Origin of the sequence: Paenibacillus sp. FSL H8-0079 (genome assembly GCF_037991315.1) — a bacterium.
Lineage (GTDB): Bacteria > Bacillota > Bacilli > Paenibacillales > Paenibacillaceae > Paenibacillus.
Genome location: NZ_CP150300.1, coordinates 746,590 through 772,859, shown reverse-complemented (window position 1 = coordinate 772,859; position 26,270 = coordinate 746,590). Strand labels below are relative to the sequence as shown.

24 protein-coding genes, 2 pseudogenes and 1 riboswitch are annotated in these 26,270 nt (G+C 37.1%); of the genes and pseudogenes, 7 read left to right on the top strand and 19 right to left on the bottom strand.

Translation table 11 applies throughout. The features are described 5' to 3' along the window. Positions 1 to 327 precede the first annotated feature (327 nt). Together MHI06_RS03595 and MHI06_RS03590 are read right to left on the bottom strand one after the other, a co-directional pair. Positions 328 to 1,704: an NCS2 family permease gene (locus MHI06_RS03595; protein WP_169482711.1), complete on the bottom strand. Its 1,377-nt coding sequence runs from the start codon at positions 1,702 to 1,704 to the stop codon at positions 328 to 330. 171 nt (positions 1,705 to 1,875) lie between these two features. Continuing rightward, positions 1,876 to 1,975, bottom strand: a riboswitch (purine riboswitch). 403 nt (positions 1,976 to 2,378) lie between these two features. Next, positions 2,379 to 2,630: a hypothetical protein gene (locus MHI06_RS03590; protein WP_340400461.1), complete on the bottom strand. Its 252-nt coding sequence runs from the start codon at positions 2,628 to 2,630 to the stop codon at positions 2,379 to 2,381. A 242-nt stretch (positions 2,631 to 2,872) separates the two neighbouring features. Between MHI06_RS03590 and MHI06_RS03585 the strand changes: the two genes are divergently transcribed. Then, a complete protein-coding gene (locus MHI06_RS03585) occupies positions 2,873 to 4,129 on the top strand; it encodes a hypothetical protein (protein WP_340400460.1) in 1,257 nt (418 codons plus the stop codon). Positions 4,130 to 4,233: 104 nt separating this feature from the next. Here the strand turns inward: MHI06_RS03585 and MHI06_RS03580 are convergent. From MHI06_RS03580 to MHI06_RS03545, 8 genes and pseudogenes are all read right to left on the bottom strand, one after another. Next, a pseudogene (locus MHI06_RS03580) lies at positions 4,234 to 4,440 on the bottom strand (GMP synthase (glutamine-hydrolyzing)); the annotation flags it as partial. A gap of 198 nt (positions 4,441 to 4,638) precedes the next feature. After that, positions 4,639 to 4,749: pseudogene (locus tag MHI06_RS03575) on the bottom strand (sporulation transcription factor Spo0A); the annotation flags it as partial. 209 nt (positions 4,750 to 4,958) lie between these two features. Continuing rightward, positions 4,959 to 5,606 (bottom strand): hypothetical protein, encoded by a 648-nt coding sequence (locus MHI06_RS03570; protein WP_340400459.1) that lies wholly within the window; start codon positions 5,604 to 5,606, stop codon positions 4,959 to 4,961. Positions 5,607 to 5,620: 14 nt separating this feature from the next. Next, on the bottom strand, positions 5,621 to 6,436 hold the full coding sequence (locus tag MHI06_RS03565; protein WP_340400458.1) for a toll/interleukin-1 receptor domain-containing protein: 816 nt from the start codon (positions 6,434 to 6,436) through the stop codon (positions 5,621 to 5,623). Positions 6,437 to 6,507: 71 nt separating this feature from the next. Next, entirely contained in the window at positions 6,508 to 6,912 is a 405-nt protein-coding gene (locus tag MHI06_RS03560) for a type II toxin-antitoxin system HicB family antitoxin (protein WP_340400457.1), read from the bottom strand. A 31-nt stretch (positions 6,913 to 6,943) separates the two neighbouring features. After that, positions 6,944 to 7,147, bottom strand: a complete 204-nt coding sequence (locus tag MHI06_RS03555) for a type II toxin-antitoxin system HicA family toxin (protein WP_340400456.1) — start codon at positions 7,145 to 7,147, stop codon at positions 6,944 to 6,946. A 264-nt stretch (positions 7,148 to 7,411) separates the two neighbouring features. Further along, positions 7,412 to 8,095: a hypothetical protein gene (locus MHI06_RS03550; RefSeq protein WP_340400455.1), complete on the bottom strand. Its 684-nt coding sequence runs from the start codon at positions 8,093 to 8,095 to the stop codon at positions 7,412 to 7,414. Positions 8,096 to 8,116: 21 nt separating this feature from the next. Further along, on the bottom strand, positions 8,117 to 9,439 hold the full coding sequence (locus MHI06_RS03545; protein WP_340400454.1) for a stalk domain-containing protein: 1,323 nt from the start codon (positions 9,437 to 9,439) through the stop codon (positions 8,117 to 8,119). A 146-nt stretch (positions 9,440 to 9,585) separates the two neighbouring features. Between MHI06_RS03545 and MHI06_RS03540 the strand changes: the two genes are divergently transcribed. After that, entirely contained in the window at positions 9,586 to 9,951 is a 366-nt protein-coding gene (locus tag MHI06_RS03540) for a helix-turn-helix transcriptional regulator (RefSeq protein WP_340400453.1), read from the top strand. 1,440 nt (positions 9,952 to 11,391) lie between these two features. On the opposite strand, the gene MHI06_RS03535 is transcribed toward MHI06_RS03540, so the two are convergent. Together MHI06_RS03535 and MHI06_RS03530 are read right to left on the bottom strand one after the other, a co-directional pair. Then, positions 11,392 to 13,263, bottom strand: coding sequence for an AAA family ATPase (locus tag MHI06_RS03535; protein ID WP_340400451.1), 1,872 nt, complete (start codon positions 13,261 to 13,263; stop codon positions 11,392 to 11,394). A gap of 356 nt (positions 13,264 to 13,619) precedes the next feature. After that, a complete protein-coding gene (locus tag MHI06_RS03530) occupies positions 13,620 to 14,114 on the bottom strand; it encodes a hypothetical protein (RefSeq protein ID WP_340400450.1) in 495 nt (164 codons plus the stop codon). Between the two features lie 192 nt (positions 14,115 to 14,306). Between MHI06_RS03530 and MHI06_RS03525 the strand changes: the two genes are divergently transcribed. Then, a complete protein-coding gene (locus tag MHI06_RS03525; protein WP_340400448.1) occupies positions 14,307 to 14,639 on the top strand; it encodes a hypothetical protein in 333 nt (110 codons plus the stop codon). Between the two features lie 208 nt (positions 14,640 to 14,847). On the opposite strand, the gene MHI06_RS03520 is transcribed toward MHI06_RS03525, so the two are convergent. Both MHI06_RS03520 and MHI06_RS03515 read right to left on the bottom strand, forming a co-directional pair. Beyond that, on the bottom strand, positions 14,848 to 15,984 hold the full coding sequence (locus MHI06_RS03520; RefSeq protein ID WP_340400446.1) for a hypothetical protein: 1,137 nt from the start codon (positions 15,982 to 15,984) through the stop codon (positions 14,848 to 14,850). Further along, positions 15,975 to 16,820, bottom strand: coding sequence for a hypothetical protein (locus MHI06_RS03515; RefSeq protein WP_340400445.1), 846 nt, complete (start codon positions 16,818 to 16,820; stop codon positions 15,975 to 15,977). The genes MHI06_RS03520 and MHI06_RS03515 overlap by 10 nt, the downstream gene beginning before the upstream one ends. 880 nt (positions 16,821 to 17,700) lie before the next feature. On the opposite strand from MHI06_RS03515, the gene MHI06_RS03510 reads away from it, so the two are divergent. Both MHI06_RS03510 and MHI06_RS03505 read left to right on the top strand, forming a co-directional pair. After that, positions 17,701 to 18,501: a hypothetical protein gene (locus MHI06_RS03510; RefSeq protein ID WP_340400444.1), complete on the top strand. Its 801-nt coding sequence runs from the start codon at positions 17,701 to 17,703 to the stop codon at positions 18,499 to 18,501. 156 nt (positions 18,502 to 18,657) lie between these two features. Beyond that, on the top strand, positions 18,658 to 19,182 hold the full coding sequence (locus MHI06_RS03505) for a pyruvate kinase (protein ID WP_340400443.1): 525 nt from the start codon (positions 18,658 to 18,660) through the stop codon (positions 19,180 to 19,182). Positions 19,183 to 20,140: 958 nt separating this feature from the next. Here the strand turns inward: MHI06_RS03505 and MHI06_RS03500 are convergent. From MHI06_RS03500 to MHI06_RS03480, 5 genes are all read right to left on the bottom strand, one after another. Then, on the bottom strand, positions 20,141 to 21,106 hold the full coding sequence (locus MHI06_RS03500) for a DUF2971 domain-containing protein (RefSeq protein WP_340400442.1): 966 nt from the start codon (positions 21,104 to 21,106) through the stop codon (positions 20,141 to 20,143). Between the two features lie 145 nt (positions 21,107 to 21,251). Further along, positions 21,252 to 23,279 (bottom strand): hypothetical protein, encoded by a 2,028-nt coding sequence (locus MHI06_RS03495; protein ID WP_340400441.1) that lies wholly within the window; start codon positions 23,277 to 23,279, stop codon positions 21,252 to 21,254. A gap of 203 nt (positions 23,280 to 23,482) precedes the next feature. Beyond that, on the bottom strand, positions 23,483 to 23,689 hold the full coding sequence (locus tag MHI06_RS03490) for a hypothetical protein (RefSeq protein WP_340400439.1): 207 nt from the start codon (positions 23,687 to 23,689) through the stop codon (positions 23,483 to 23,485). 80 nt (positions 23,690 to 23,769) lie between these two features. Next, entirely contained in the window at positions 23,770 to 24,384 is a 615-nt protein-coding gene (locus MHI06_RS03485; protein ID WP_340400437.1) for a hypothetical protein, read from the bottom strand. Between the two features lie 758 nt (positions 24,385 to 25,142). Next, a complete protein-coding gene (locus tag MHI06_RS03480; protein ID WP_340400436.1) occupies positions 25,143 to 25,628 on the bottom strand; it encodes a hypothetical protein in 486 nt (161 codons plus the stop codon). A gap of 170 nt (positions 25,629 to 25,798) precedes the next feature. On the opposite strand from MHI06_RS03480, the gene MHI06_RS03475 reads away from it, so the two are divergent. Beyond that, entirely contained in the window at positions 25,799 to 26,026 is a 228-nt protein-coding gene (locus MHI06_RS03475; RefSeq protein WP_340400435.1) for a helix-turn-helix transcriptional regulator, read from the top strand. Further along, on the top strand, positions 26,023 to 26,262 hold the full coding sequence (locus MHI06_RS03470) for a hypothetical protein (RefSeq protein ID WP_340400433.1): 240 nt from the start codon (positions 26,023 to 26,025) through the stop codon (positions 26,260 to 26,262). Before MHI06_RS03475 ends, MHI06_RS03470 begins: the two co-directional genes overlap by 4 nt. The last annotated feature ends 8 nt before the right edge of the window (positions 26,263 to 26,270 follow it).

Genomic DNA, 26,270 nt, shown 5'->3' with positions numbered 1-26,270 from the left:
ATGAATCGGATTAATTAACTTACATACGCAAAAGGTTTCCCGTATGATTCCTAATCAATTATAGAGAAACTCATGTTGTATACAGTACAGATTCTTCGCGTTATAGAACCTATTAACCGATGATTTCATCGGATAAACAACCAACAAATCATAGATCATTATATTCATTCCTTCTATATAGAAGGAAAACATTTTTGAAATTCATTTTGCTCAAGAAAAGAATACAAAAAAAACGAAAGCTCAGGGTCTAAATCCCGGGGCTTCCGCTTCTTCATTTATAAGATAACAAACGTATCTCAGATAATTCTTCGTTACACCTAACGAACCCTACTCCCCGCCAATAAATACGTATCGGCAGATTACGATGATCGCCAAGATCCACATGAGCCAGTGAATTTTCACTTTGCGCTCTGTCACCAAGTTACTGAACACCGCCAGAATTACATAAGATACGATACCAGCAGAGATTCCGTTCGCGATTCCGCCTGTGAAAGGCATCAATACAATCGTAAGGAAAGCAGGGAAAGCTTGCAGGAAATCATCCCACTCGATGCTGCGCACTTGACTCATCATAAGTACACCCACGATGATCAAAGCTGGAGCAGTCGCAGCGGATGGAACAACCAAAGCGAGCGGAGCGATAAACAGGGCCAAAATGAACAGCAAACCCGTCGTCACCGAAGTCAGTCCCGTACGTCCACCTGCCTCAACACCTGAAGCACTTTCAACGTATGCTGTAATTGTACTCGTACCCAGTGCAGCACCTGCGCTGACACCAACTGCATCGACGAGCATTGCTTTACCGATCGTTTTCTCGCCTTTTTTCTTATCCTTCATAATGCCCATACGTGTTGCAGTACCTACCATCGTACCGAACGTGTCGAACAATTCAACGAAGGTAAAGATGAAGATGATCTCAAACAATCCCAGACTGATAGCACCTTTCAAATCCAGCTGTCCAACCGCCAGATCACTGAAGTTAGGCAACCAGCTTGCGCCTGAAAGACCACTCAGATTTGTAACGCCCATTGGAATACCAATCAGTGTTGTTGCTACGATCCCGATCAGCAGAGCGCCTTTGACGCGCATAACCATCAATATAGCAATAAGGAGCAAACCAATCAGTGCAAGCAAAGCATCGTGGTGCGTTATAAAGTTACCCAACGATAGATTAAAGCTGCTACCCGGAATCGGCTGACTCAGATCTGCGTCTGGTGCAACATTAACTGTTACAGCCACGAGATTAGCAAGTTTGAAACCGATAATGGTAATAAAGAGACCGATACCCACCGTAATGGCCATTTTGATCGATTGCGGAACTGCAACAAGCAGCATTTGCCGAATCTTCGTCACGGTCAAAATAATGAACACAATACCGGAAAGGAATACCGCTCCGAGAGCAGCCTGCCAAGTAATCGCTCCATTCGAGCTTAGAACGACAGTCATGAAGTACGCATTCAATCCCATACCTGGTGCGAGCGCGATCGGAATATTCACGAACAATCCCATAATAATAGTCATTAATCCAGCGCCGACGGCTGTTGCAAAGAATACTGCATTATCTGACATCCCCGCCCCGGCTTGACCCAAGAACAACGTATTCACAAAAAGAATGTACGCCATTGTCATAAAGGTAGTGAGACCCGCAACAATCTCCGTTCTAACGTTTGTTCCGTTTTCTTTTAATTTAAAAAAACGATCCATAATTCACTAACTCCCCCTTAGAGATGTTGAAGCCATATTGAAAAACGACAAATGACCCTGAAGAAGATTCTTCACCCAGGGTTCAGCTGACAAGGAGAGGCACGATGCCTTTACTAAGAACAAAAAAAATTCTAATGTGCGTGATGTCCCGCAATCATGTAGAATTCATGTGCTTAGCCTTCTCCTCTTCGTAGCCAGATCATTAGGGTGATCTCGTAGAGACTCCCGGGCCAATCCCCAGGATTATACGAATAAGTATGCGCTATTTGTTTGTTTCCCATCACTATTTTAGGAGGGCAGTATGTTTTTGTCAATGAGAAAAACGAATATTAATCTCACCCTTTTATAATATCGTTCGTATTATTTAACAGATTGAACCAGTTCAGCGGTTTACAACCCAATTGAATACGCTTTTTTGGATGAAATCTCAAGGGAATATGTTCATTCTGTCAGACTGAAAGATCAGCAGATTAATATAAAAAAGCTACCCTGATAAAAGGCCATGAAGCGCTCTGATCAGGGTAGCTTATGTTTCTGATGCGTTTTAGCAATCAGGTGAGTCATGATCTAGGAATAACGATGTCTGGTATTTCAAAAGCATATAATGATTAGGTATATGGAGCAATTTGCGACATGTTCCGGAGCTATTTTTTACCGGATCAGTCCTATGTTAATTAAATCTTTGTCTGCGGAGCATCCTGTATCTCTTGTCGATCCTGATTCGTGTTCGTTGTTACGTCAGAGGATAACTCCTGGTTTCTGGTCTGATCGGAAGAAGCATCCGCTGCCTCTAAATTCACAAATGGAAAGTCCCCCGAACCGGAAGCCAGATCTTGCATACCCGAACCGCATCCTGCCAGCATCACCATCAGAAACGCACTTCCAATGCCCATCTTCCATTTGTTCATATAGTCGGTTTTACGCATACATTCAATTCTCCCTTCAGTAGCCATATAGCCTTTAGTATGTACTTAGTGTACAGGCCGGACCTGAAAGGATCATGAAGTGAGCTTTAAAATGGGATGAAATCTAAATTCCAATTCAACTATAAGGTAGAGGCTAATTATTTGGATCAAAGGAAGAGATACTGACTACCTCTACAAACTTAACTTTCATTATAAAATTACCGATATAAAACAAGAAAATTACGTATTATGGGGGTTATGAGATGTATTTCGGAAAAAAGTTAATTATGGGAATGTTATCTTTTCTATTGATAGCGGGATGTCTGGCGGGCGCTATCGTAGCAAAGGAATCTAAAGCCAAGGAGGTTTCTATTGATGTAACAAGCGATTCAACCCTAATCCCGGGTCAAGGTATATCGGTGAACGTTGGAATTCTCAACACTAGCAATCCTCCTGAAAAAGGGGACATCCAATCAGCGACTATCGTTTTGAGCTATGATGAGAATATTTTTACAACGGATGAAGATGAAGTACTACGGTTTGACGAAACACTAGGAAAATACATATGGAGAGACGATACCTTTATTATTCCTAACGACTATTTTGAATCCAAGGATTACACGATCCAAAATCCAGAACCCGCAGATCTTGACCCTAATGACGGTAAACAAGAAATTATTATTTCCATTTCAGCCAAAAATGGTAAATCAATTAGTTCTTCCTCCGGAGAAGCATTTATATCGTTTTATCTAAAAACTAAAGAGGACAGTTTGAATAAACAAACGTCTATTGAAGTTTTACCCGCTATGACTCTCTTGGTAAATCATACTGGAGAATCGATTCAGAGTTATAACACAACACCAGCAAATATCTTCGTTTCTATGCCGAAGAGCATTTTCGTTGTTGCGGGGACAATGCGACCTGACTTTCTACCATTCATTTTCGGTTTAAATGATGGCAACGAACTGAATGCACTTGCATACTTTGAAAATGGGGATGCTGTCTATGTAACGGATATGGTCACATGGCATTCAACAAACACAGAAGTATTACAGCCCCATGGAAACGGCAACATTCAAGCTGTTGGCTTAGGAACCGCCTCAATAAAGGTCACATTCGGTTCTATAACTGGTGAGAAGAAGATTAAAGTTGTAACACCTGCCACTGCCGCCATATTGAATGCAGAGCCCGAGCCATATGCTACCGTAGTTAGATCAGATTCCAAGCCAATAGAAGTTGAAGTTATTATAAATGGCAAACTAATTTCAGATTCAGGCCGCATCGTTAGTGGGTCCGTATACATTCCTTTACGTGCTATCAGCGAATCCTTCGGTGTTGTCGTAGGCTATGATTCCTCCAAGAAGTTACCAGTGCTCTATGGCAGTCCCCTGACACAGTCCAGAAATATCTCGGGAACTTCATATGTTAAAGCAAAGGATCTCCCGTCTCTTCTTGGCGCAAACATTAAATGGAGCAATGCAACTAAGAAATTGTATATAGAGTATCCTTCCAAACCTTAATACTCAACAAAATAGCTTGAGCACAAAAAATACTCTTCTCTATTTGCTGAAATTCACAGATAGAGAAGAGTATTTTAATTATACATTTAAATTTATATTACGTTCTACTCCCACTCGATTGTTGCAGGTGGTTTGGATGTTACGTCATACACGATACGGTTTACGTTATCGACTTCGTTAACGATCCGTACGGAGATTTTCTCCAGCACATCCCAAGGGATACGTGCCCAGTCCGCTGTCATACCGTCGATGGACGTTACGGCACGAATACCTACAGTGTAGGAGTACGTACGCGCGTCACCCATAACGCCAGCTTCAATACTTGGTCATTACATGTCTATTATTGTGTTATTTTATAGATCAATTGTAGCGGGTGAACACGGTAAACTCAAGCTTAATTATGTTAATGTCGATACAACTGAGAGACTTTCGCATTTTTCAGCATGGTACTGTTTACTACGCATACGATTCTACTAATTGGAAATTCGTAGTTTTCGAATTGCTGATTTAATTGCATAACCAAACAGGTGGCTGATGCTGTCGATGTTGGCGCAAATCCAAGCTATCTCAATGATATGTTCGACGCGGGGAGGCGCTGTTTTGAATTTATCCGCAATGGCTTGTAGTCTATATAAAACTTCTATGATCTTCATTCAACTATTCATCATTTATCGGGTTTGAAACGAACAATTAGTTGTCAAAATTATTCAAGTGGAGTTCGTTATACTCAACTTGTTCTCGATACAAAAAGAGAAACACTAGAAATATTATAGTTCGTTTAGAAAAAAAGAAGTATTCAAAAATCAGTTACTTCTCCCATTTTTAATAACTATCTAGCTATATTATCAGGATAGTGCTTCTCAACAATACTAATCCATTCAGCTACCTGATCTAACATGCTCTGTACCTCTTCTTTTGTTAATCCTTCCTCTTCTGCTCTCACCCATATATCTTCCATAATGCTTGGAAGATTTTGAGGAAAAGAGATACTGTCATTTCTCAGAATATAACTCAAAATCGGTTCTGCGTTCTTTCCGCCTTGTCCATTATGTGACATATGAGAAATAAACCATCCTGTATCATTACGGATTATACTATATAAATCATAACCTCTCCATCTGCGTGTATATATTTTCAACTCAAATTTCTTACCTAAAGTGACATCTTCTGGGTCATTATTAGCATTAGAATCTTCTAAAAATTTCAACAAATCCTCAATAGCATGAATTTGATAGTAAAATTCAGGGTCTTCTGGTTTCCTACCTCTATTCTGAATCATATACTTATGATGCTTTGGTTTCGGTTCTAATTGCATGTGTAATTCGTGAGATAAATCACCCATAATTTGAATAATTTCTTGCATTCGTTTGGAAGGGATATCTGAACTTTTACCACTAAAATATCCCATCGCCTCTTCAAACAATTCTTTAATCTGTAATTTAGTCTGTTCTTGCTCTTGATTTAAGTTTACTTTCATTTTATTTCCTCCTATTAAAAAACATCAAAATATGTTCTTAATTCAACTTTTTCAAGTAGAGGAGAGTCAAAAAAATTATAGGAACTCTCACCATAATCTAATTCAAAATGAATAATTTTATTCTCTTCTTTATGAAGTGTTAAGTCTACTGTCTCTTTTCGCTTAAAAGTGTTTTTAGAGTTATCCATAAGATCAAATAGAATTGATTCAACCTTCAATCTATTCTGTGTGGTGTTTATTATTCTTAAAGCGATAGATAATTTCCCATCGTTATTTCTACAACCCTCTATTATACCCACAGCGTTCTCAATCTTCACTTTTTCATCATACTCAATATCATTTATTGTTTTTATAGTTTGCTTAACTAAATGTGCAAATGCCATCGTTGGCAAACCTTTTGTCTCAAATTCTTCAGTTATAGTTTCAACAAATTCACAAAGTCTATCTTGGTCATTTAGTTTAAAAGCCATTTGATGCGGGTTAACAGCTCCCGCAATTTCTGAATAAGCAAAATTCGGAGTCAAAATTGTTGAGTAATTTTTGTTTAATACCCAACAAGCCCCCATCTCATTTAAACAAGCTACACTTTGGTAATAATTATCAGATAGAACAAATACAACTCTTCCATTTCCACTTATTTGTTCTCTTAGATAATCATAGATATCAACATCATTTGGTATATGATAACCATGAAGACTACTGCATACTATGTTAGGAATATGCAAAGGCATAAGTAAACTAACTAACTCCTTTACATATTTTTCATCCTTGCTAGCATGACTAATAAAAAGGGTACTTGGAATATTATCTTTACTACTATCAGTAGACATATAAATCCTCCCGACTGGAACCTTCATTAGCTTGTTTATTGAACTATCCCAACAAAAATTACAAACTGATATTATTTATCTTTTATACCTAGTCTTTCTTTTAAAGCATATTGCAAAACTTGAGAGAAATTTAGTTTTTCTTTTGCAGCCTCTCTCTCTAACCATCGTGGTATTGTTACATTCTTGGTTATAGACTTATTCATCATTTCATCTCTTATTGGTCCCATTCTAACTTCAATTAATGATACAAATGAATCTTCTGATACTACTATAGAAGTTGGTTTAGAAGGTAGAGGAATTTCTTCTCCGTCTTCTTCTAATCCATAAAGATGCAACTCAAGACACTCACGAGCCATTCTTAATGTTTCCTCGATATCGTCACCCTCAGTTATTGCTCCAGGCAGATCAGGAAAAGTCACTGTGAAACCCTTAACTTCACCTTTTTCAAAAACTGCTGGATAAATATGCTTATCCATATATATATTCTTAACCTCCTTAGGAAGGGGCTTAAAGCCCCGCCTGTTTGAGAATTGATTTTGCTGTTTTAGGGTCTAGATCCCTTTTCGGATGCGGCACTGTTACAAGTCCTGGTTTCGAATGATGTCTAAACTGATGATGACTGCCTCTGACCCTAACTAAGTACCACCCATCCGCTTCAATTAATTTGAATACGCTGCGTGATGAGTAGCTCAAAAATAATCCTCCCTTCATATTATAATACTAACATGCATAAATTATGCACGTCAAATGAAACAAGCATTATTCATGCGCATAAAAAAACTGCCAGCAACGCGCTGACAGCATTTCTTTAGTCTATTTATAGTATCAACTTTGGAATAGCGCAACGTTCGTACCTTTGAAGTAATTATTTGCTCTTGATCCCCCTCTACCAGTTCCGATCCTCCCAGTAATGCGCTACATAAAGCCATAGATGCAACCTTGAACGTACTTCTAGAACCAAATACACCTGTACATTTATTGAGACATCGCTCTCTCCAACATTTCTATTAACTCTTCTTTCTTTTCTTGTTGAGTCATCTGATCTACAGGCTTGTATTCGCCTTCATGATTATAATCTTCTTCATTATATAGTTCGTTTTTTGGGGGAGCGGATTCACTTTCATTAGATACATTTGATTCACTTCTTAGTTCAACATTATCCCTCAAATTGTATATATCCTTCGATGTATACTCTTTTCCATCAAAATCTTTAAATTTCTCATCATATTCGTATTCTCCTATCGAAGAAATTAAAACGATAGTCGGATCGGGCACATCAACCCAAACAGACACTTCATCTTCAACTTGTTTTGAATCAACTAGGAATTGCACTCTTTTATGCTTAAAATCGTCAGAAATCTGAGTGACATAATCATATTTGTCTACAATTGAGAAGGAATTGAAGTTGTCGTTCACCATCAGCCTTAATTTTGCACAGTTTATATAGTTTTGGTCACATTCATAACTCGTAAGTAAGGTAAATTCGCTTTTCGCATCTGTTATAAACCAATTCTCAATAGATTCTGTAAAAAGATTGTAGTTGTATCTTTCCTTAATAGATTTGTAAGCCATATATCCAAAACAAGCACCAATAATAATAAGGCATGATAACACCATTACCACAGTCTCTCGATTAAGTCCTAGAATTATTTTTTTCATTTCAACACCACCTGTCATTAATCATTTAATTGTCAGAATACCGTTATAAATAGTGAAAATTGAATGTGTGACCGTAATACTCCCATCATTATTCACGCTCATTTCAGAAGGCTTATAGCTCGAAGGGAACGTTTGAAATCTATCTTGATAACTAGCACTCATAAAACTACCTTTGTAACCATTTCGTTTTGCACTACTTACTAGCTCTTCCGCTATTTTTTGTAGCTCACTTTGTACTTCCACTCCATTTTTGATCACAAGATTCCGATAATCACTATAGTCTGCAGGATTAATTAGAGCTGAAATCAAAATATCCCCCGCCTCGCCATAGTTAAGATGCTGGTATGTGAAATGAATATCCGTCCCATTAATAGAAATCACAGAAAATTTCGACTTTAAATCATTCAGAACAACCAAGGAACTATCAGCACTATCTACAGAATCGCCATTCTTCTCAGCACTTTTATCATCTACAAGTTTTCCGTTCTTGAATGCACCTTGTCCCACTATCTCACCAGATGGAGAATACATCGTCCCTTCTCCATCAAATATTTGATCTTTAAAGCTGCCTACATACTTGCTTCCGTCAGTTAAGATAAACGTTCCGTAACTACCTATTTTTCCATCTTCAGATTCACCAACAAATGAAGAACCATTAGAAAATGTAAATGTACCAATCCCATTTGGCTTATCGTTCTTGAAATCACCTACATATGTAACATCTTTTGAGTAATATGTTCCTTTTCCGCTCTTTAACCCGTCCTCAAAGTTCCCTTCGTAAATCAATTCCCCATCTGGAGCAAATTGCTTACCCAAGCCATTAGGTCTGTTGTTTGATATTTCTCCAATGTATTTATACCCCAAGCTATTATAATAAACCTTCTCCTGATCTGAATCTGAGGTATCTTCTAAGGTAGTAACATAAATACTTTGCGCTCTTTTATCCCATCTCACTTTGCTACCAGTACTCTCGCTAACGAATCGAAGTGGTATCATCGTAGTTCCATTGACTACTTTAGGAGCACTATCAAGAGAAACATCCTTACCATTGACTAAAGCGAATTGTAAACCTATTCTCAATTTAATGGTCTGCCCATTTCCTTCGCCAACAACCTCATTTAGCTTCTGATTCCACGTAACTCTCATTCCCAAGGCTTCGAATAGTACTTTAAATGGAACTAGAGTCGTTCCTTTTTCAATCACTGGTGCAGTTCGAAAATTCATTTGATTGCCATTAAGATACACCTTTATCGCCTCATTGTTCTTGGCTAGTGTTTGGGTTGGAGATAAGAGTAATCCTGTCATTGCCGCAATAAGCCCAATCCTCGTCATTAAATTTTTCAAGTCATTCGCTCCATTCTATTTTGTTTACAACCACTTGATATAGGCACACAACAATCATAATAGTGCTTATCAGTAAAATTTTCAAACATTTCTGATTCTATCATTATCTGTTTTAAACGAATTGGCTAACCTACCTTTAAATAGAGGTGATTAGCTTGTCTGAATTCTCTATTGCAGTGGGAAATAGAATTAGAGCTTTGCGCAAGCAACGTGGCTGGACACAGGAGCAACTTGCCGAGAAAGCAAACCTAAATTATAGCTATCTTTCATCGTTGGAACGTGGAGGACGCAACATGTCATTGGAAAGTCTAGGGAAGATTATCGAAGCGCTCGAAATTAATCCTATGCAAATGTTAAACTTCGCTGACACGCTGGTTCTCGAAGAAGAAGCCAGAAAACAGGAGACAATACAGGCAATTAGCAACCAGTTAGAACTATGTAATGAAGCAGAGGTCAATATGACCTATCGTGTACTAAACGATATTATCCAAACATTTAAGAAGAATGATTAAAAGCACGTAGTCAAATGACTATGTGCTTTTTCCTTCTCAGCCTCGATATTTGCATTCTCCCAATAACCACTCAACTTCCGTAGCAGATAATTCGCGGTGCGCTCTTGTGGGATTCGAAACAGTTAACTTCTCTGACTGCCTCCCGCTGGTCACATGAGTCCAATCTATATTTAATGAAGGAAGGTTATCTACAACACGTTTGTCGAAGGGCAATGGAAAGGTAAGTATTTTGGAATGTTCTCTACTTCCTAAAATCACAATTTTAAAGTGAGGCTAATCACTTGCTTACGTTGAGAGATCGGATCTATTAACAAGACCAAAGCATGCGCCTTCTGTTTGTAACACTTGAATTAAACACAATATGTGCACACGAATATGATATTGACACACTGCATGTAGTATTGTAGTCTAATTTTATGCAGTATATACCAATTTCTGATTGGAGGTGAATATATGGCTAAACCTAGTTCAAGAAAAGTAACTTCATCCTCTATAGCAACTAAAGCTTCCAAAGCACTAAGAAGCAAGTCCACTAGCAAATTGACAAAGTCCCTCGCGGCAAGCGCACTCTCTCAATCTTCATCTAAGCGGAGTCGCTAAAATCCATTCCCATTATTATAGATTCTACGATTAAGGAATGATAAGTGAATTTCATTCCCAAGAACTCCTCAATTATATATTCAGAGGAGGAACATATTTTATTTTCAAGGGAGACTACTATGCATAACATATCAACCAATGAAACAAGACTTTCTAGTCTTATGGAACTCCTTAGTTGTATTCTTAGAGGGATAAAGCTAAGCAAAACTTTTGAAGTAGACTCCTACTGGAACATCCCTGACAAGCCTGGCATTATAGTTTCTGTTGATAACAACGGGATGAAGTTCGTGTCGCACAGTCATGATATGCGAAAAAGATTAACGCAAATACGATCAGAAAAATACACCAATGACATTGTACGTTACAAGTATGTGGAAGTTAAAAGATATGATGAGCGCTTGTCGGTAAGAAACGCTATGAAAGTATTGATTGATCTCTGTGAAAATAAAAAAAACGGGATCACTCCTATTGTGAAATAGGCTAAGCAACTTATCAGATCATCATGTGCAGGAAACATAACGAGTTTAAACCTCAGCCTGTTTGGTATATACTCTACGTATGGAGAGTTAGACGGTACGCCAACCGTCTCCCTGCACAGTTTCTTATTGAGTAGGGATTCCCATCTCCGTTTAATATCTTGTAGAGACAGAAATAACCCACACTTAGGCGCTAACCAGTGAGTGGGTTATTTCTTCTTCTGTAATATGCATAGAGACACTACAATAGATTCTATGGTACATGCGCTTAGATCAACCCAGACATTTTCTACACAGCACGGCAGCTTTTTTACTCCTCGCTGGCTCCCTATTTGAGATTACTTCAACTTACCAAGTTCCCAGCTTATAACATGTTTTTATTATTCTGATGAATAAATTCAAACAGACACTCACAAAGCTTCTTAGCATCTTCACTTAAATTTGAATACTCTTTTAGATGCTCGATGGCTCTCGCGCTAAATCTAACCTTATCTTTAATAGTTCCAGATCCTGATGCATAGCCGCCTTTTCGTGTGCTATCTGTCAGAATATTATCAATGAATTTCCCAAGGTATCTGTTCTGATAGGTATTCGTTTCAAAATTCTGATTAAAGCATAGAGTATCTACGTCACATTTCTCGTAATCAGATATAACTTTTCTCAAAATATCTGCTGACAAAGTATTCTCTATCTCCTTAGAATCAAGACAATAGAATCGCTCCCCAAGTCTAGCTTTTAACTTTTCTTGCCGACTCAACTTCTTCTCGCTATCTTTGTCTGTAATAAGAAACAAACGAGAGCATAATCGATCTACGTTCATATTTTTAAATGCTTCATCGCTATTATCATCCAGAAAAGACCAGTGAGTTATATTGTTACCACTGTATTCAACAAAAGAATAATGATAATCTTCTTTGAAACGATCCTTTTCTGGAATCGCAAGATGGTCTTGATATAGCTTTAAAAATCTTCGAATATAGAACCTATCAGTTATCCCCTCCACCCAAACAGTGCAGTTTGACAAATAAACAGACGAATTCTTCACTCCAAGCATCTCCAGCAAACTATTATCTTCATTGCTTACATTTTCAATCACAAACGAAGCCTGTTTCTCCTTCGCTTCAGAACTTGCAAGCTCTTTCTTGTAGGAATAAATTGAAATCTGGTTTACATCTAGTGTTATATCTAAAAAATGATTTGAATGAGTTGTTAAAAAAAACTGATAACCTGAAAACTCATCTCTAAGAAACGTTTCTATCAACTTCCGTTGTAACCCTGGATGGAGATACAGCTCTGGTTCTTCAATAAACACCAGCAAATTTTCACCTAAATGCGCATATAGGGGGAATGTGAGGATGATAATTGATTGTATCCCGTCACCAAGGTTATATATTGGCATTTCTTTTTCATCGCCTATTTTTACGATGACTACATCTGATTTTAAGGCAGGAATCAAGACTATCTTCTCTCCATTAAAAAATGTATCTCCTAAGAATTCTTGATACCTAGCTACTTTATCTCTTTCTTCTAAATCCCCTAGAAGCATACTCCTTAATTGATCATATAAGCTTAATCCAGAAAAAACACTACCTTTAATGTCACTTTGAAAATAATCCTTTATTGTTCTTTCAGAGTAAAAATCATCACCATCTGCATTATATGGACGCAAGCCTCTCAATGTAGGAATATATACATTATCAAAATGATACTTCCGCTCTGTTTCATTGCCGACAATCGTTTGCAACTTATCCATATACTTTTTACCAATCTCCTGAAGAGGTTGTTTGAATAGGTCTCCATGTTTCCCATAACCAGAAAATCTAACACTTGTCGTAATGCTCTCGTTATTTGTGATATTTATTAACCTTTCCAATATTGAGATAATTTTCTCCAAAACATCAAAATCTTCAACTATCCAGTTAACGTCAGTTAGCGTTCTTACTGCTTTCATAATTCCACCGTAATCTGTAGACCTATTCTTTGACATCACCGCTTCAACTTCCCCTACTAATTCTATTTGTAAGGAGTTCAACAGTAATAACTCTAAATCATTAGGCACAAATTCAAGTGTAGGAGTTTTGAAAATATTCCTAAGCATCTGACTCTTACCAGAGTTATTCGATCCAACAAAAATGTTGATCTTCGACAAATGCTCTAGCCATTCAAGTGTAGAACCACTCCCGCTATGCTTGTATCTTTCGTTATTCAACTTCAATGAATTGATTATGTAGTTCATGCTTACTCTCCTTATAATCAGTTTACTTACGTAATATAAATACATGAAATCAGGGAACGGTATGGTTAATATAAGATATTGTCTCAGAATGCCCTTCTGTAGTAAATAAAGAATCAAATCGAAAGAAATACGATGACGCCACCTCGTCTCCATACAGGTTAGTATTCAGCAGTGATTGCCATCCCCAATGATTTGTAAAACGTTTAGAGCGGAAATAACCCACTAGGTGTGCAACCTAAAAGTGGGTTATTCTTCTTTCTTTCAATATACTTGAGCAGAGCTAAAACGAAAGTTGAAGAAGTAGCTTGCTGGAGTAGCCAAAGAAAGCGAAAACCTTATATCATTCCATTTCACCTTTAGCCTCGATACTCACACTCTCCCACTAGCCAATCAACCTCAGCTCCGGACAATTCACGATGCGCTCTAGTTGGATCAGATATCGTTTTCAGTTCTGACTGCCTCTCACTGGTCACATGACCCCAATCTATATTTAATGAAGGAAGGTTATCTACAACGCGTTTGTCGAAGGGCAATGGAAACGTGAGAATTTTGGAATGTTGCCTACTTCCTAAGATCACAACTTCATCATCACTGGAATGGGTATGAATACAAGCTATTTCTGTTGCATTTTCTTTTTTGGTAAGCACCCTCTCCACAATAAAATATGCCGTTATATATGCTTGTTTGTTATATGATGTGTGAAAGAATACATAAGAACCAGGTCTTATGTGTTTCATGACTGAATGAACTTTCTTATTATCACTGTCACCATAGGTTAGAAAAGTAAAATTAGGATCAACACGATCATTGATCTTCTCAGGTTGAATATATTTTATCAATAAGTTTCCCAAAATCTATCCTCCCATTCTTAACAACATTCGATATCAGGTCAGAACTAGATACTCCATACTTATAATATCTCAAATTCTTCCTTTATAGTAAATGGGAATAATGATAGAATGGGTATTAAGGTCTATTAAAGGCAAAAAAATATATCTAAGGAACTAAGTGATGCAGTGTATCAATTAACAGGGAGATACTCAATGAACAAAAAACTATGTTTTCTACTTATTGCTTCAATTATTACTACGAGCCTTCTTGCTCCAGTAATCTCAGCACAACAATTGACAGCCAACACAGCAAGTACAAAAACAGAACTTGTTACCATCGCAAAAAAAACTTCATCAACCAAAAAAGAGAAAATTGCTTACTACAGAAAGAAGATTGCTCAATTAGATGCGCAAATTGGCATACTAAAAGAATCCGAAAGAAATTATGCTATTTCATCTGAAGAATACCGTAACATTGTAAGGAAACAAATAAGCCTTTTAAAGAAAAAGAAATACTATCTCCTGAAAATATATGATTTAAATTAACTTAGCTGTATTCAATTCTCCAATTTCAGGTATATAATATCCATATGGAGTGAGTTAACGATGCGCCACATCGTCTCCAAACGAGTTTGTTGTTGGATGGAACAAGTATTACCACACTTAGGCGCGAACCAATGAGTGGGTTATTTCTTCTTATCTACATGCGTTAGAACCGCAAGTAAAATGTTGCAAACTCACCCAACATACAAACTCAGTTAATTGAATTTAGTGAGTTTCGAACTCTATTGATGTCACTTGCAAGAATGCTGTCTCCAGCCACTTTGCTGCTTGGTATTGCAGTTGACGGACTCATTGATCCTATTATGCTAATTACATCATTGTAGTAGATCGCCTTAAAATCCGAACCTGAAACCGCTCTTGTAAATGTATAATTTGATATGCCTTTGTAGGCTCTGAACTCGTTCACCTTCGCCGTGAGTCCGTTCCATTCAAAAGCAGTAATATTAAAATCTGCACCAGCATTCTTTGCCGTATCCCATTCAAAATTGGCTGGTCGTGCTTTCTTTGTTCTGACAGCCAACGTCCTCATTGTAGAGCTTTGTCCTGCTGTATCCACTGCTTTGATCCCGAGCGTATAATTCGTATCTGCTTGCAATGCATCAAAGGTATAATATCCACTCGCACTATAACTCGTCCCTTTTTGAACACCATTCACATAAAATTGTACATAGCCTATACCATGGTCATCTGACGCTGAGTAATACATCTGAACAGTGTTTACGCCCGTGTTGGATACAGACCAAGACAAGATGCTAGGAGCAAAATCATACGCTGTAGTGGCTCCATATTGCACCATACCAGAAGTGTTTCCACTAGTATCAAACGCCTTTACTCCAAGAGAATATCTCGTACCAGGATTCAGTCCTGTAAATGTATATCCACCACTTGAACCATACATAGAGCCATCATATACACCATCCCGATAGAAATAGAATCCGCTGACTCCCCTATTGTCTGATGCAGATGCATACATTGGGATTGAGTTTCTAGATGCACTACCGTTCATGAACCAGCTATTGATGGATGGTGGCGTTGTGTCAGGCGCTACAGTCGTCCTCCGACCTATGGATACGCTTCCAAGAACATTCCTATTCGAGTCGTAGAACGTGACGCTCAGACTGTAGTACGTGTTCTCTGACAGTCCTGAGTACGTCCAGTACTTTGTTGTCGATCCTACTGGGCTACTAAGTGCTTCAAGCCCTGAGTCTCCTACTCCATTCTTGAAAAACCTATAGTATTTCGCTAGTCCACCACCAGTTTGGAAACTAGCAGAAACCGAAATATAGTTGTAACTTGCGCTGTTTGCATCTATGTTTACTATTGCCATGTGTCTTTTTCATCTCCTTGTATTATATTCACATAATTGATTGTCTTTTCTTCATCTATCCAATCGATACGTACAGCATCCTTTTCATCTATGTACATACTAATTTTGGTAACGCTATCATTTGGGCGAGAAATAAGACTATTATGTTTCTCATAGTTGATCTCGGTAAATGGAAATGGAAGTTCCATGATTTCTGGAGTGCCCATTAAGCTTTCTTTTCCTATAATCAAAACAGAATACTCTTTGTTTAAACGCCTTAGCCCACTGGTAAGATTACCTTTTAACATGTTTAATGTGACCCCTAAGTCAGAAAATTCATTGATTTTTTCAATAGCTTTCTTCCCGCTAGAACACTCCAATAGAATCAGTTTCTCGGATGCCTTCAATGCAACGATAGCTACACACTCTATAGATGAACGTTCTCTCATTCTCGATGATGTATTATTTGAATATCCCTGCACTTCAAGATTGTCTAGCGTGTATCCTTTATCATGATCTATTCTGCCCAGTGTCGGTCTATGTTCTAGCTTATAGTCATTTTTAATGTACATCTCACAACATCTAAACCATTCTTGTAGGAAGTTCTCCTTTTCTATCAAAGCTACAGCCATCTCTCTGGAGTTATTGAATTCATGCTCCTTCCCATAATAAGTTCTTTTACTCTTGTCCTTTACTCTGGAAATTGAATTCCTGCATGAATTCAAGAGCAATACTAGCGTTATCTTCATATCATTAGAAGATAAGGCAAGCTTGTCTTGTTGAAATTCGATGGATTCTAGCATCTCTTTACAGAAGACTTCGTTTCTCCTCGTCCAATACGATCCCTTCGTCTTCATGAGCTGTCTCTCTTTACTAAAGTGGTGTTTCTTTTTGTTACATGTCAATGTTGTTATCTCCTATTTCTATGAATTATTATTTGTAAGCGTTTTCATTTATAATCAAAATGAATTACTTCTACAACTTTATTATACCATAAATATTTACATTTGTCAACATTAATGTTTATCATTGTATTACAATCATTCTTTCATACTATTGTGTACTCCTCTTAAATGACAAAAAGACCGCCATATGATATCAGCGATCTTCTCAAGTATTATTTTTGTTTATTACTCACCTGTAGCTTCTCTGAGAAGGAAGTTACAGGTGAGCAACCTCATATATCAAAGTAGTATTTTAGCCCGCTTTAAAGGACCTGTGTTCTGTTTTACTTCGTTTTCGTCCATTTTTAGATATAACTTCAGTTGTTTCCTTTTTGTATTGCAGACTAATCTTCTTGCCAAGGAAACCTATCGATAATGACACAATCGAAATAGAAATAATCAATTCAATAAAATTCATAGTATTCCTCGGTTAATTAAAGTATACAGAGGAGTGCTCACCTTATTATATTATATCAAGACAAAGACTCCGAGACAAGTTCCTCTCATCAAACACACCTCTCTACCATTTCCATCTAGTACCTTTGCTAATGAAATAACATCATTCTATACAGACTCTCCTCCTTTATGCCTATCATTGAGATATTTTAACTATAGGAATATGGAACTATAACCAACACTTATCTTATATTAAGATTAATATACAAAAACATACATACTTGCTTATTAATTTAAATTATACTAGCATGGTAAACATTGGTTCTAAACTCACTATATAGGATCAACGTTTAGTTATTGGAGAGGGTGTAAATAGATAAATTCGGAGGGAAATAATTTGTTAAAGAAGACATCAATTAAAGCGCTTTTCCGCATCACTGCTCTGACTATGGCTTTCTTAATTTTTGCTGTAACTGGTGCTCAATCCTATTCATTAGCCGCAGGTGCAGAAACTCTGCAAAGAGATCAAGAAACTGTAAGTAGCACAGTTGAAGGTAACTCTCATGAGCCTACAAACAATGAAACCCCAAATATTACTGAAGAAGCACTAAATGATGAGACCCTAAATAGCGATGAAGAAACTTCATTAGATGAGAGTTTCCACAATGTGAACGTTGGCGATTTGGAAATTATGGGAGAAGACACTTCATTTATAACTCCTATGGCTCATCCAATAGTGTGGGCAGGTATGGGTATTGGTCAACTTTTAGGTTGGCTGGCTGGAGGAGCTGCTGCTATTGTAACCATTACGAAGTTTGGCGTAGAGGTTGTAGAGGCTGCTAACTTCTTAAGTGAATATAATAAGAGCAAAAAGAAAGATAGACCTAGGTACTACAGAGTCTATAAAGATAATAGTGCTATGTACGTCGGTAAGCCAATGTCTGACGATGATGCTTTAAGGCACATTAGTAATCCATTCAATGAACTATGGACACCAGATTACAATAGCGGTAGAGAGCTTGCCTTTAAATTCGCAACCGCTAAGGGAAAAGTAGTAGGTCCAGAAAACCATTGGGATACTAATTATAATGATACTCGCTACTTTACTCATTTTCATGGGGAGAAGCCAAACAAAACTCGCACTGGTCATATTTTTTATGGCACAGATAGTAGAATGGGTAAATTTCCAAGACCATAAGGTTTTTATTATGTTATCTTAGGATACATAAGCCCTCTTCAAAACTAAACAAACAATTAATCACAAAAGGATTCTGATTCCCTAGAATTGACTCCAATAGGATCTCAACGATCTCTTTAAAATCTTTTACCTACTGCCAAAGAAATGAGGAAGAACATGACAATTGATATCCAACTGTTACACGAGAAGTATATGTCTTTAGAAATTCCCAATCCTTTCTCTATGGAACAAATCCATTCTCGACTAACCCAAAAATACTATGCTGAAAAAGTAGACCTTAGTTTTTTTGCTGACTTAAGTCGCGATCCTCACGCTAACTTCGATAAGGCAACTGCTGCTTACGTGTTTGAAGATGAAAGAGGAACTAAAGAATTACTTCAGTTGAACAACGTAGAGGAGCAACATGAAGGTATGGAAATTGCTTGGATCATAAATTCAACTATGCGAGGAATGGCTCACCAGTTAATTCTTGAAACTGACGTGTTTTACGGGATGGATAATGAGGAAATGTATCTTGGAAACCCTCGTTACGAAGAGTTCTTAGTTACACTCTATTTAACTGGTTACATCCAGTTCGAAAATGACAGTTTAATTGACCAACTGCGTGCTCAATATCGGGATGGTTACCGCCTTCGTTACTTTGGAATGCAGAATGGTGCTGAGAAATACTTGTACAAATAAGTTTATATATATGTATAAACTTATCCGGCTCTTTCGTTAGGGAGGGCTATTTTCATTTTAAACAATTCAAAAAGGACCGTCGTTTGAAATAAATATTCAATGAGGAGTCCTCTACTTAACTGTTCCTTTTGAATAAGAAGAAAGCTATTACTCATTTAGCTCCTAGGACACGATTCTTAGAATTATCAGCCCGTCGCGGTAGAAGTGTCACTTGTAAAAAATACCATATGGAATATCATTATGATCTAAACCCACCCCCTCCCCTAGTCTCTTAAAAGTGTTGTCTAATATGGATTAGACAACAGTTAGAACCTTAAAATACCCATATATTAGAATAAATTCACTTAAAATCACTAATATACTATACCTCTGCATATTTATTCATTAAGACTTGTCATTTCAGCTTAATTTAGCATACTTTTCGGAAGTTAAATTAAATTTCTATGCCTCAAAATATTGTTTAAACCAATTTCATTTCTTTCATGACAATTGACCGGACTACTATAATGTATAATCATTGAAGATTAAGCCCTTAACACACTCCAATTCTACTTATCCTCTACTTCTTCCAATTAAGCGTGCATAAACCTGTGTTTCAAATCCATCTTTCATCTCAGACTGCATCAATTCATGTAGCTTTTAGCATGTTAAGTCTTCTTTGAACAACCATGAGTCGTGATTCACTCGTCAGAAAAATTAAGAAGAGCCTTACTACAGGCTCTTCATTGTAACTCTACTTATTTCATCACTGACTGCGCACCAACCTCAGCAAGTCATGTACTTTCTACTTGACTCATTCATCGTCAACTCACTCTCATCCAATTTTTTAATAAAAAATAGAAAAGTGATGTCATCGCTCTTTACGATAGAAGGCTTGAACTACAAAAGCATATATTCCAATATATCGTATCGTAAAGATAACAGGCGGCGCATCGCAGGTCAGTCCATGTACACAAGATCACAGAATTAGCTCCGGCACGAGACCGAAGACGCCATTAGTTTTCTTATTCATTTGAAACACTTGGATTTGTTTGGTCTTAGCGATCTCTACCAACTCTTCCTTATGCTCCTGAGAAATTTCGGTTCCTAAATAGATTGCTTCCGGCTTAAAAAACGCACGATTGAAGCCTTCGCCTTTAAAAAGGGGGAAAATCATTCTCCACTCTTTCTCATATGCCCAATCTAAAGACTTAATCATAGTCCAGTAAGTACTAACCAAATTATTGAATTCCAAACCATACTTCGTACCATCAAGCAAGTACTCTGAGACATCTAATAATTCTTCTCTGTAAATCACTGGATTAAGCGCCCTAGTTAGAATTGAGTCTCTCCCAGGCTTTTTAAAATTGTATTCAAGACAGAATCCTTTGTGGCTATCAGCATAGTGGCTCCACATAAGCATTGAATCGTTAATTTCACTGAAACAACTCAAAAATGTCATTTCTCTTGATTTTCTTACCTTCTCCAGTGTATACGACTCTTCCAAGTCTTTCATCACACCAAAAACTGACTCTATCAGTTGTTCTATTATTTCTTCTGTATAATCGGGAACACGTCTCAATATTGTCCTGAAAATATCTTCAATACCCTCCCTTTTAAGAGTATTAAGCTCTTCTTCCGAAATCTCAATCCCATGTTTATGGACGAAATTAGGAAGATCTTCAAAAGTTGCTAAAGCAATTCTTCTTTTCATATATTGTTCCGTTCTCATCACTAAAGCAGAATCATACGGATCATTTAATTTATCAGCACTGTTAAACCAAACCGAATCATTCTTTAAGTTTTGAACTGAATATTCGCTATACCCACGATATTTATATAGTGATGAAGGGATATGATTGTACTTCAATTCCATAGCTTCTTCGAGCTTTATTTCTTTTGAATTTTTTTGGTACTTCATTTCTATATATTGTTCAATCCACATTACTTGAACCTCCATAGCTTGGCTATAGTTGAATTATCTCATTACTTTCCCATCCTAGTGTATCGCAAAACTTCTTGATAGGATTGTCTACCCATTGTATAATCTGTCTCACTTTTTTGGACTCGTGGTTCAGTACCGTTCTTGGCTACACAACAACATTGGGTTTCTTAGTAATTTCAAAGTGGGGAGTTATAACATTCGTTAATCGTTTCAGTTCTTGCGTATTGCCATCAACTGAGCTATTTATAGCAGACTCTAACATTTGCGGTCTGTAAATGATAAACGGGTAACTATTATTATCTCCTTCATATGCTATAGCACCTTTTAAACGTTCGTTCAATCTTGTCTTAATGAATCCGTATTTGTCCAATATTTCAGGTAGAACCATTTTCACATTCCTTAGAACCAACCCTTGCTTCTTGAGAATCTCGTTCTCCAAAATCTCCTTTTCGGTAACCCAACCTTTTCTTCCTACCGTCTCTAACACTATACTTTCGATCAATCGGCTCGTTTGTTCACTTTTTTCCGAGAGCTTCCTCCCATCCAATTTAGGGTAAACACGATCAGCCTCTTCCTTACCTAGCGTTCGTAGGAGCAGCTCTCTGCCAAATCCTTTCATGGTGAATCCTTTTTCCATAAATTCTTTAGCTTTACTCATAGCAAACTCCAAAACACTATCATCATAAAGTGGAATTGAGTAATATTGTATGGTTTCATAATTTTTTTTCTTTGCGGCTTCGTGTTTTGCACGCGTATACAAGTATTCTGGTAATTCTCTGTCTTTTACTTTGATTAATAGACCCAGGTAAGTAAATAAACCCAAAATCTTAGAGACTGATTGAATATTTTTGTCTAATTCGTCAGCAAGAAATTTGTTGCTGGCGAAGAAGATTGGAGTTCCATCTTCTGATGTAAAGTTCTCGGTAGAAACACGTTCTTTTGCAAATTCGTTTAGATCTGCCAATTCTTTTTGGTAGTTCCGTATTCGTTTTAACACTTCAGCATAGCACTCTTTGAACTCAGGACTATCAAGGAATTTTAAATTTCGTTCAAAAATTTCTTTTTGTTCCTTTTTCCATGGAGTTTCGTAATAAGTTACATTGTAAATGCTACGTAAGAATCTCAATGCATCATAGGATTCGTAATTCGCCAGTCTTTCTGTAATCTGGATTATAGTCAGTCCATTTCTATGCAATGGACAGTTGCTGCTATAACAATAATAGATTTGATGTCCCGTTTTATCATCAATATATATCTTAGCACTAGGATTGTGATCAGCGTGAAATATACACGAGAAATTACTCGAACTTGGTAGTCCTAAGAAGTTAGACAACCTTTGCTTTTTTAGATAGTCATATACCTCATCATGATCGTTTAGTATGACTGGTGCAGCATTTACTCTTTCATGTAAGTGCTGATCGTTTCTCATTTTTATCAATTGCCAGTTATGTGTCGTATGGGATGTACTGGCTTGTTGATGCTTGAGGGGTTTTGGCACAGTAATAACCTTAGCACACCCATCTTTCTTCTTATCACTGTGCCCAAACCCTCCCTCCAAATTGGTTTGGGGATTTAATCCTGTTGGGCATTGATCAATGACGTCCTCTATGCTGTACCGAGTCCTTGTGTTTCGAATAATTTCGATCTGGAATTTATTATGTAGGTCTTTACACCAATTCGTACCAGGCACACGCATTAAGTTACATAGTCGCTTCACGCTTGTATCGGCGTTGAAATGTTTGATCAATCTATCTTGGCACTCTTTAAACTGATCTGTAGTCGCTCCAACTTCGAGTAACCAGTAGCAATGCAATCCATTTCTAGTCTCTACAATATAACTTGGCTTAAGGGGAAATTCATCGATCTCTTTCAACTTTTTATTTTTATATTCCCTTGTTGCTTCCAAGGAGAAGTAATTCTTCGACTCATCTCTACCACAGTCCAAATCAATGAAGACTGCATTTATATGGTCAATGTCAGAGTCCTTGTAACCCCCACTGTTAACTACGAAATACACCTCGTATCCCTTTTCATTCACTTCACCTAGTTTCGTAAATGTAGACAGACTAAACCTTTGGTTATAGTCTACAGTCTTAGCATTTTTCTTTATACATCGAAATGCTACCTCTCTTTCTCCAAACAATTCACTAAAAAAACACTTCAATTCATTCAAACGTTCATTTCTCCTTTGTTTAATTTTCCACAACCAAAATTCGATTTAGTTACTCTTAATTTATTATATCAAACGACTTTATTAAGATTCTCCTTCTAAAAGTGATTAGTTTTTCAGCACTTTATAAAGAAAATGATCCAAATGTCTTGTCAAGTTTTTTTTGAAGACTACATCAAAATAGATGCAGTCTTCTATAAGAACAATTATTTTTTATAACATTTACGTGCCTCTTCCATTGTAAGCATGCTTTCTCTCGTAAAGGTATGCTCTCCACAGCTCATGTTTTGGCATTCATAGGCTGGGATTTTGTCTGATATGATCTGCCCTTCATCATCACGATAGAACCAATTGACTTTCAGCATTTCGTTACCACCACAATGAACGCATATATTAGGTACGAAATCGTCCATGTATAAGCCTCCTTAGTTGATTATTGTCCTTGTCATCTAACTTCTTTTGCATATGGAAAGTTGACACTAAACTTTTATTTTTAATACTTTTCGATTATAGTGTCCATATACAACTCCCACTTAACCTTTAATATCTCCTCCTTCTCCTTCAACAGCTTTTTGAAGTATACTTTTTCTGTTGATGTCTCCAAATATCTATAAACTTTAATAAAGAGCTGATGATCAAATTGAGCTTTTTGCCAATTGACACTCGACTCAAATTCATTCGCATAAAAGGCTGAATATCCGTCAATTAATCCTTCTCCATCAAGATTGTTCGTAAACAGAAGTACGTTCCTCGTTCCTACATATTTATTATCGTTAATAAATTTTAATTGGTTTCTCAAAATTGCTACATATTGAGTATGAAAACGAGTCTTTTCCTGAACCACTTCGATGAAATCATTTATAACTAAGCTTCCTTCTTTAAATATGAATTTATCGGCTTGAATTACACCTTCGTTCATTGCAACTAGATCAGAATCATGAACAATTTCTATTTTTACATAACACTTTTCATCATCTTCCTTTCCAGGAAAAATAGAAAATACAAAAGAATAGTTCTCCAACTCGCGGTATCCAGACCATGGAAAAACATCGAGCTTTAAGATCACATGCTTTGCAAAGGGGTGAAAACTGAATCCTTTATGAGCCATTTATCCGTCCTTCCTACTGTCAATGGTATTGACAATACTTTTTTTTTCGATTATTATATTCATATAAATCAAATTACTTCCCCTCCGTTTGATATGAACAGTCTACACTATTTTATTTTCATATACAAATGGTTTATTTGAGTTTTGTTTTTTTGGTTTATTATAGTGCCTTTATATATTTTTTTAATGTTACAATTTCATCTTAGAAAGCTACATAAAGTGTATATTAAACAAGGGATTTAGAGGGTTTTAACCCACCTCTTTTTCCCTTGATTTTTTGCTCAAAAACAGCCCCGATGGGTCGTCTGCAACGTGATCTGATACCCCGAAATTCGGATACACTGGGTAAAGTTCAAGTCGACCTTATGTGGCAAGGGATTGAGGTCAATTTCGAGAAATCTGGATCGTGATATTTTGCTCCAAAATGGCTCTGTGACGGTCTTCGTCGCGTGATATTTTGCCCCAGATTTCCGATATAATATATTCTTTTAAATCTTTAATATATCTTTATAAATATCATGCCAAAGAAAACTTGGCATATCAGGTCGGCTAAAGCCTTGGTTCGCTGACGCTAATGAGGGCTTCGCCCTGTTCCCCTGTCGGGGAGGATACAAGTGTATTCTCTTAATCCTCTACCAGCTCCGTTTTAAGCGCTTTAAATTCAATATTGTGAATTTATACCCAATCAGCAATTGGGACGCTCACAGTTTGTTTGACGCGGTCTCATCACCATGTTCAGTGCGAAGGACACCTAGCGATTATTCATCTTGTAAGACAACATACGAGAGCAAGCCATGAGCGTTATCAACTCGCTTGTTTACTGCTAGCTCAAAAATATCCTCATTTGAATAGCCCAATCTCTCAATTCTCTCAATAGTTTCTGCATGCAATGGCTCCATGAATATTGTTTGAATTGCATTATTTATATCATTGATATACATCTGTTCAAACTCTGGCAAAGTAAGGCTAGCATGCAGTTGATCTTTTTTGTATTGCTTGAAATCACTGATGAAGGCTACAAGCTCATCTAGGTCACCATTCCAGTAGCTATTCCACTCTACTAGATCATTCTCTGACTGTATAAGGTATTCAAGCTGCCCAATCCAGATGTTGCTAATGTCATTACATGACAGGAAATTAATCCACGACTGTTTTGTATTACCAAGGTTAGTGAGTATCATATGGTACGGGATTTGTTGTAGGGCTTCGCTGTGTTTTTGGTTAAAGTTTGTTGTTAATTTCATAGGTTGTTGCTCCTTCGTTATTGGAATTTTCTTGTATCCGTACCAGATAAAATCTGAATATAGATTTTCTTACTCGACAATGATATAGTTTATACGATCTAGCGTATATATTGATATTATACGCTAGATCGTATAGTGTCAACTATAAAACTTAATGGAGTGACTTCTCTATGTTAAAACTGCGCCTGAAACTTGATGAATTACTGAAAGAACACAACATAACCCAAAGCAAACTCTCGAAAGACATTGAAGTCAGACAAGCAACATTGTCTGAGATGTGTAGAAATGTACGTTCAGAGATCAACATCCCCATCATTGAAAAGATAGCTAATCATTTTGAAATTAAAGAAATTACTCAGATTATTGAATTTGTGGACGTCGAGGAGGAAAAGTCATGATCTCAGACAACATACTTGCTGAACTGGGAGTTGTGAAAAATACTGAGGGAGTTTTCCTACCAACAGACTTCTGTTTAGTTTCTCTGCTCAATTGGTATCAAACGAAGGATATTATGCTGACTGATGACCAACACCAAGCCATTACAAACTTCCTATTCCATCTTGAGCTTGATTTAGGAATTTGTGATGGGACAAATGAGAAGTATTTAAAACAGAGGATTGTTGAAGAAGATTAAATTCTGTT

What these genes read in the sequence shown, in the direction of transcription:
- MHI06_RS03595 (WP_169482711.1), bottom strand. Translation starts at nt 1,704, where the DNA reads ATGGATCGTTTTTTTAAATTAAAAGAAAACGGAACAAACGTTAGAACG.
- MHI06_RS03590 (WP_340400461.1), bottom strand. Translation starts at nt 2,630, where the DNA reads ATGCGTAAAACCGACTATATGAACAAATGGAAGATGGGCATTGGAAGT.
- MHI06_RS03505 (WP_340400443.1), top strand. Translation starts at nt 18,658, where the DNA reads ATGACAATTGATATCCAACTGTTACACGAGAAGTATATGTCTTTAGAA.
- MHI06_RS03480 (WP_340400436.1), bottom strand. Translation starts at nt 25,628, where the DNA reads ATGAAATTAACAACAAACTTTAACCAAAAACACAGCGAAGCCCTACAA.
- MHI06_RS03475 (WP_340400435.1), top strand. Translation starts at nt 25,799, where the DNA reads ATGTTAAAACTGCGCCTGAAACTTGATGAATTACTGAAAGAACACAAC.
- MHI06_RS03560 (WP_340400457.1), bottom strand. Translation starts at nt 6,912, where the DNA reads ATGGATAAGCATATTTATCCAGCAGTTTTTGAAAAAGGTGAAGTTAAG.
- MHI06_RS03550 (WP_340400455.1), bottom strand. Translation starts at nt 8,095, where the DNA reads ATGAAAAAAATAATTCTAGGACTTAATCGAGAGACTGTGGTAATGGTG.
- MHI06_RS03470 (WP_340400433.1), top strand. Translation starts at nt 26,023, where the DNA reads ATGATCTCAGACAACATACTTGCTGAACTGGGAGTTGTGAAAAATACT.
- MHI06_RS03555 (WP_340400456.1), bottom strand. Translation starts at nt 7,147, where the DNA reads ATGAAGGGAGGATTATTTTTGAGCTACTCATCACGCAGCGTATTCAAA.
- MHI06_RS03485 (WP_340400437.1), bottom strand. Translation starts at nt 24,384, where the DNA reads ATGGCTCATAAAGGATTCAGTTTTCACCCCTTTGCAAAGCATGTGATC.
- MHI06_RS03570 (WP_340400459.1), bottom strand. Translation starts at nt 5,606, where the DNA reads ATGAAAGTAAACTTAAATCAAGAGCAAGAACAGACTAAATTACAGATT.
- MHI06_RS03525 (WP_340400448.1), top strand. Translation starts at nt 14,307, where the DNA reads ATGAACAAAAAACTATGTTTTCTACTTATTGCTTCAATTATTACTACG.
- MHI06_RS03585 (WP_340400460.1), top strand. Translation starts at nt 2,873, where the DNA reads ATGTATTTCGGAAAAAAGTTAATTATGGGAATGTTATCTTTTCTATTG.
- MHI06_RS03535 (WP_340400451.1), bottom strand. Translation starts at nt 13,263, where the DNA reads ATGAACTACATAATCAATTCATTGAAGTTGAATAACGAAAGATACAAG.
- MHI06_RS03490 (WP_340400439.1), bottom strand. Translation starts at nt 23,689, where the DNA reads ATGGACGATTTCGTACCTAATATATGCGTTCATTGTGGTGGTAACGAA.
- MHI06_RS03515 (WP_340400445.1), bottom strand. Translation starts at nt 16,820, where the DNA reads ATGAAGACGAAGGGATCGTATTGGACGAGGAGAAACGAAGTCTTCTGT.
- MHI06_RS03500 (WP_340400442.1), bottom strand. Translation starts at nt 21,106, where the DNA reads ATGTGGATTGAACAATATATAGAAATGAAGTACCAAAAAAATTCAAAA.
- MHI06_RS03520 (WP_340400446.1), bottom strand. Translation starts at nt 15,984, where the DNA reads ATGGCAATAGTAAACATAGATGCAAACAGCGCAAGTTACAACTATATT.
- MHI06_RS03565 (WP_340400458.1), bottom strand. Translation starts at nt 6,436, where the DNA reads ATGTCTACTGATAGTAGTAAAGATAATATTCCAAGTACCCTTTTTATT.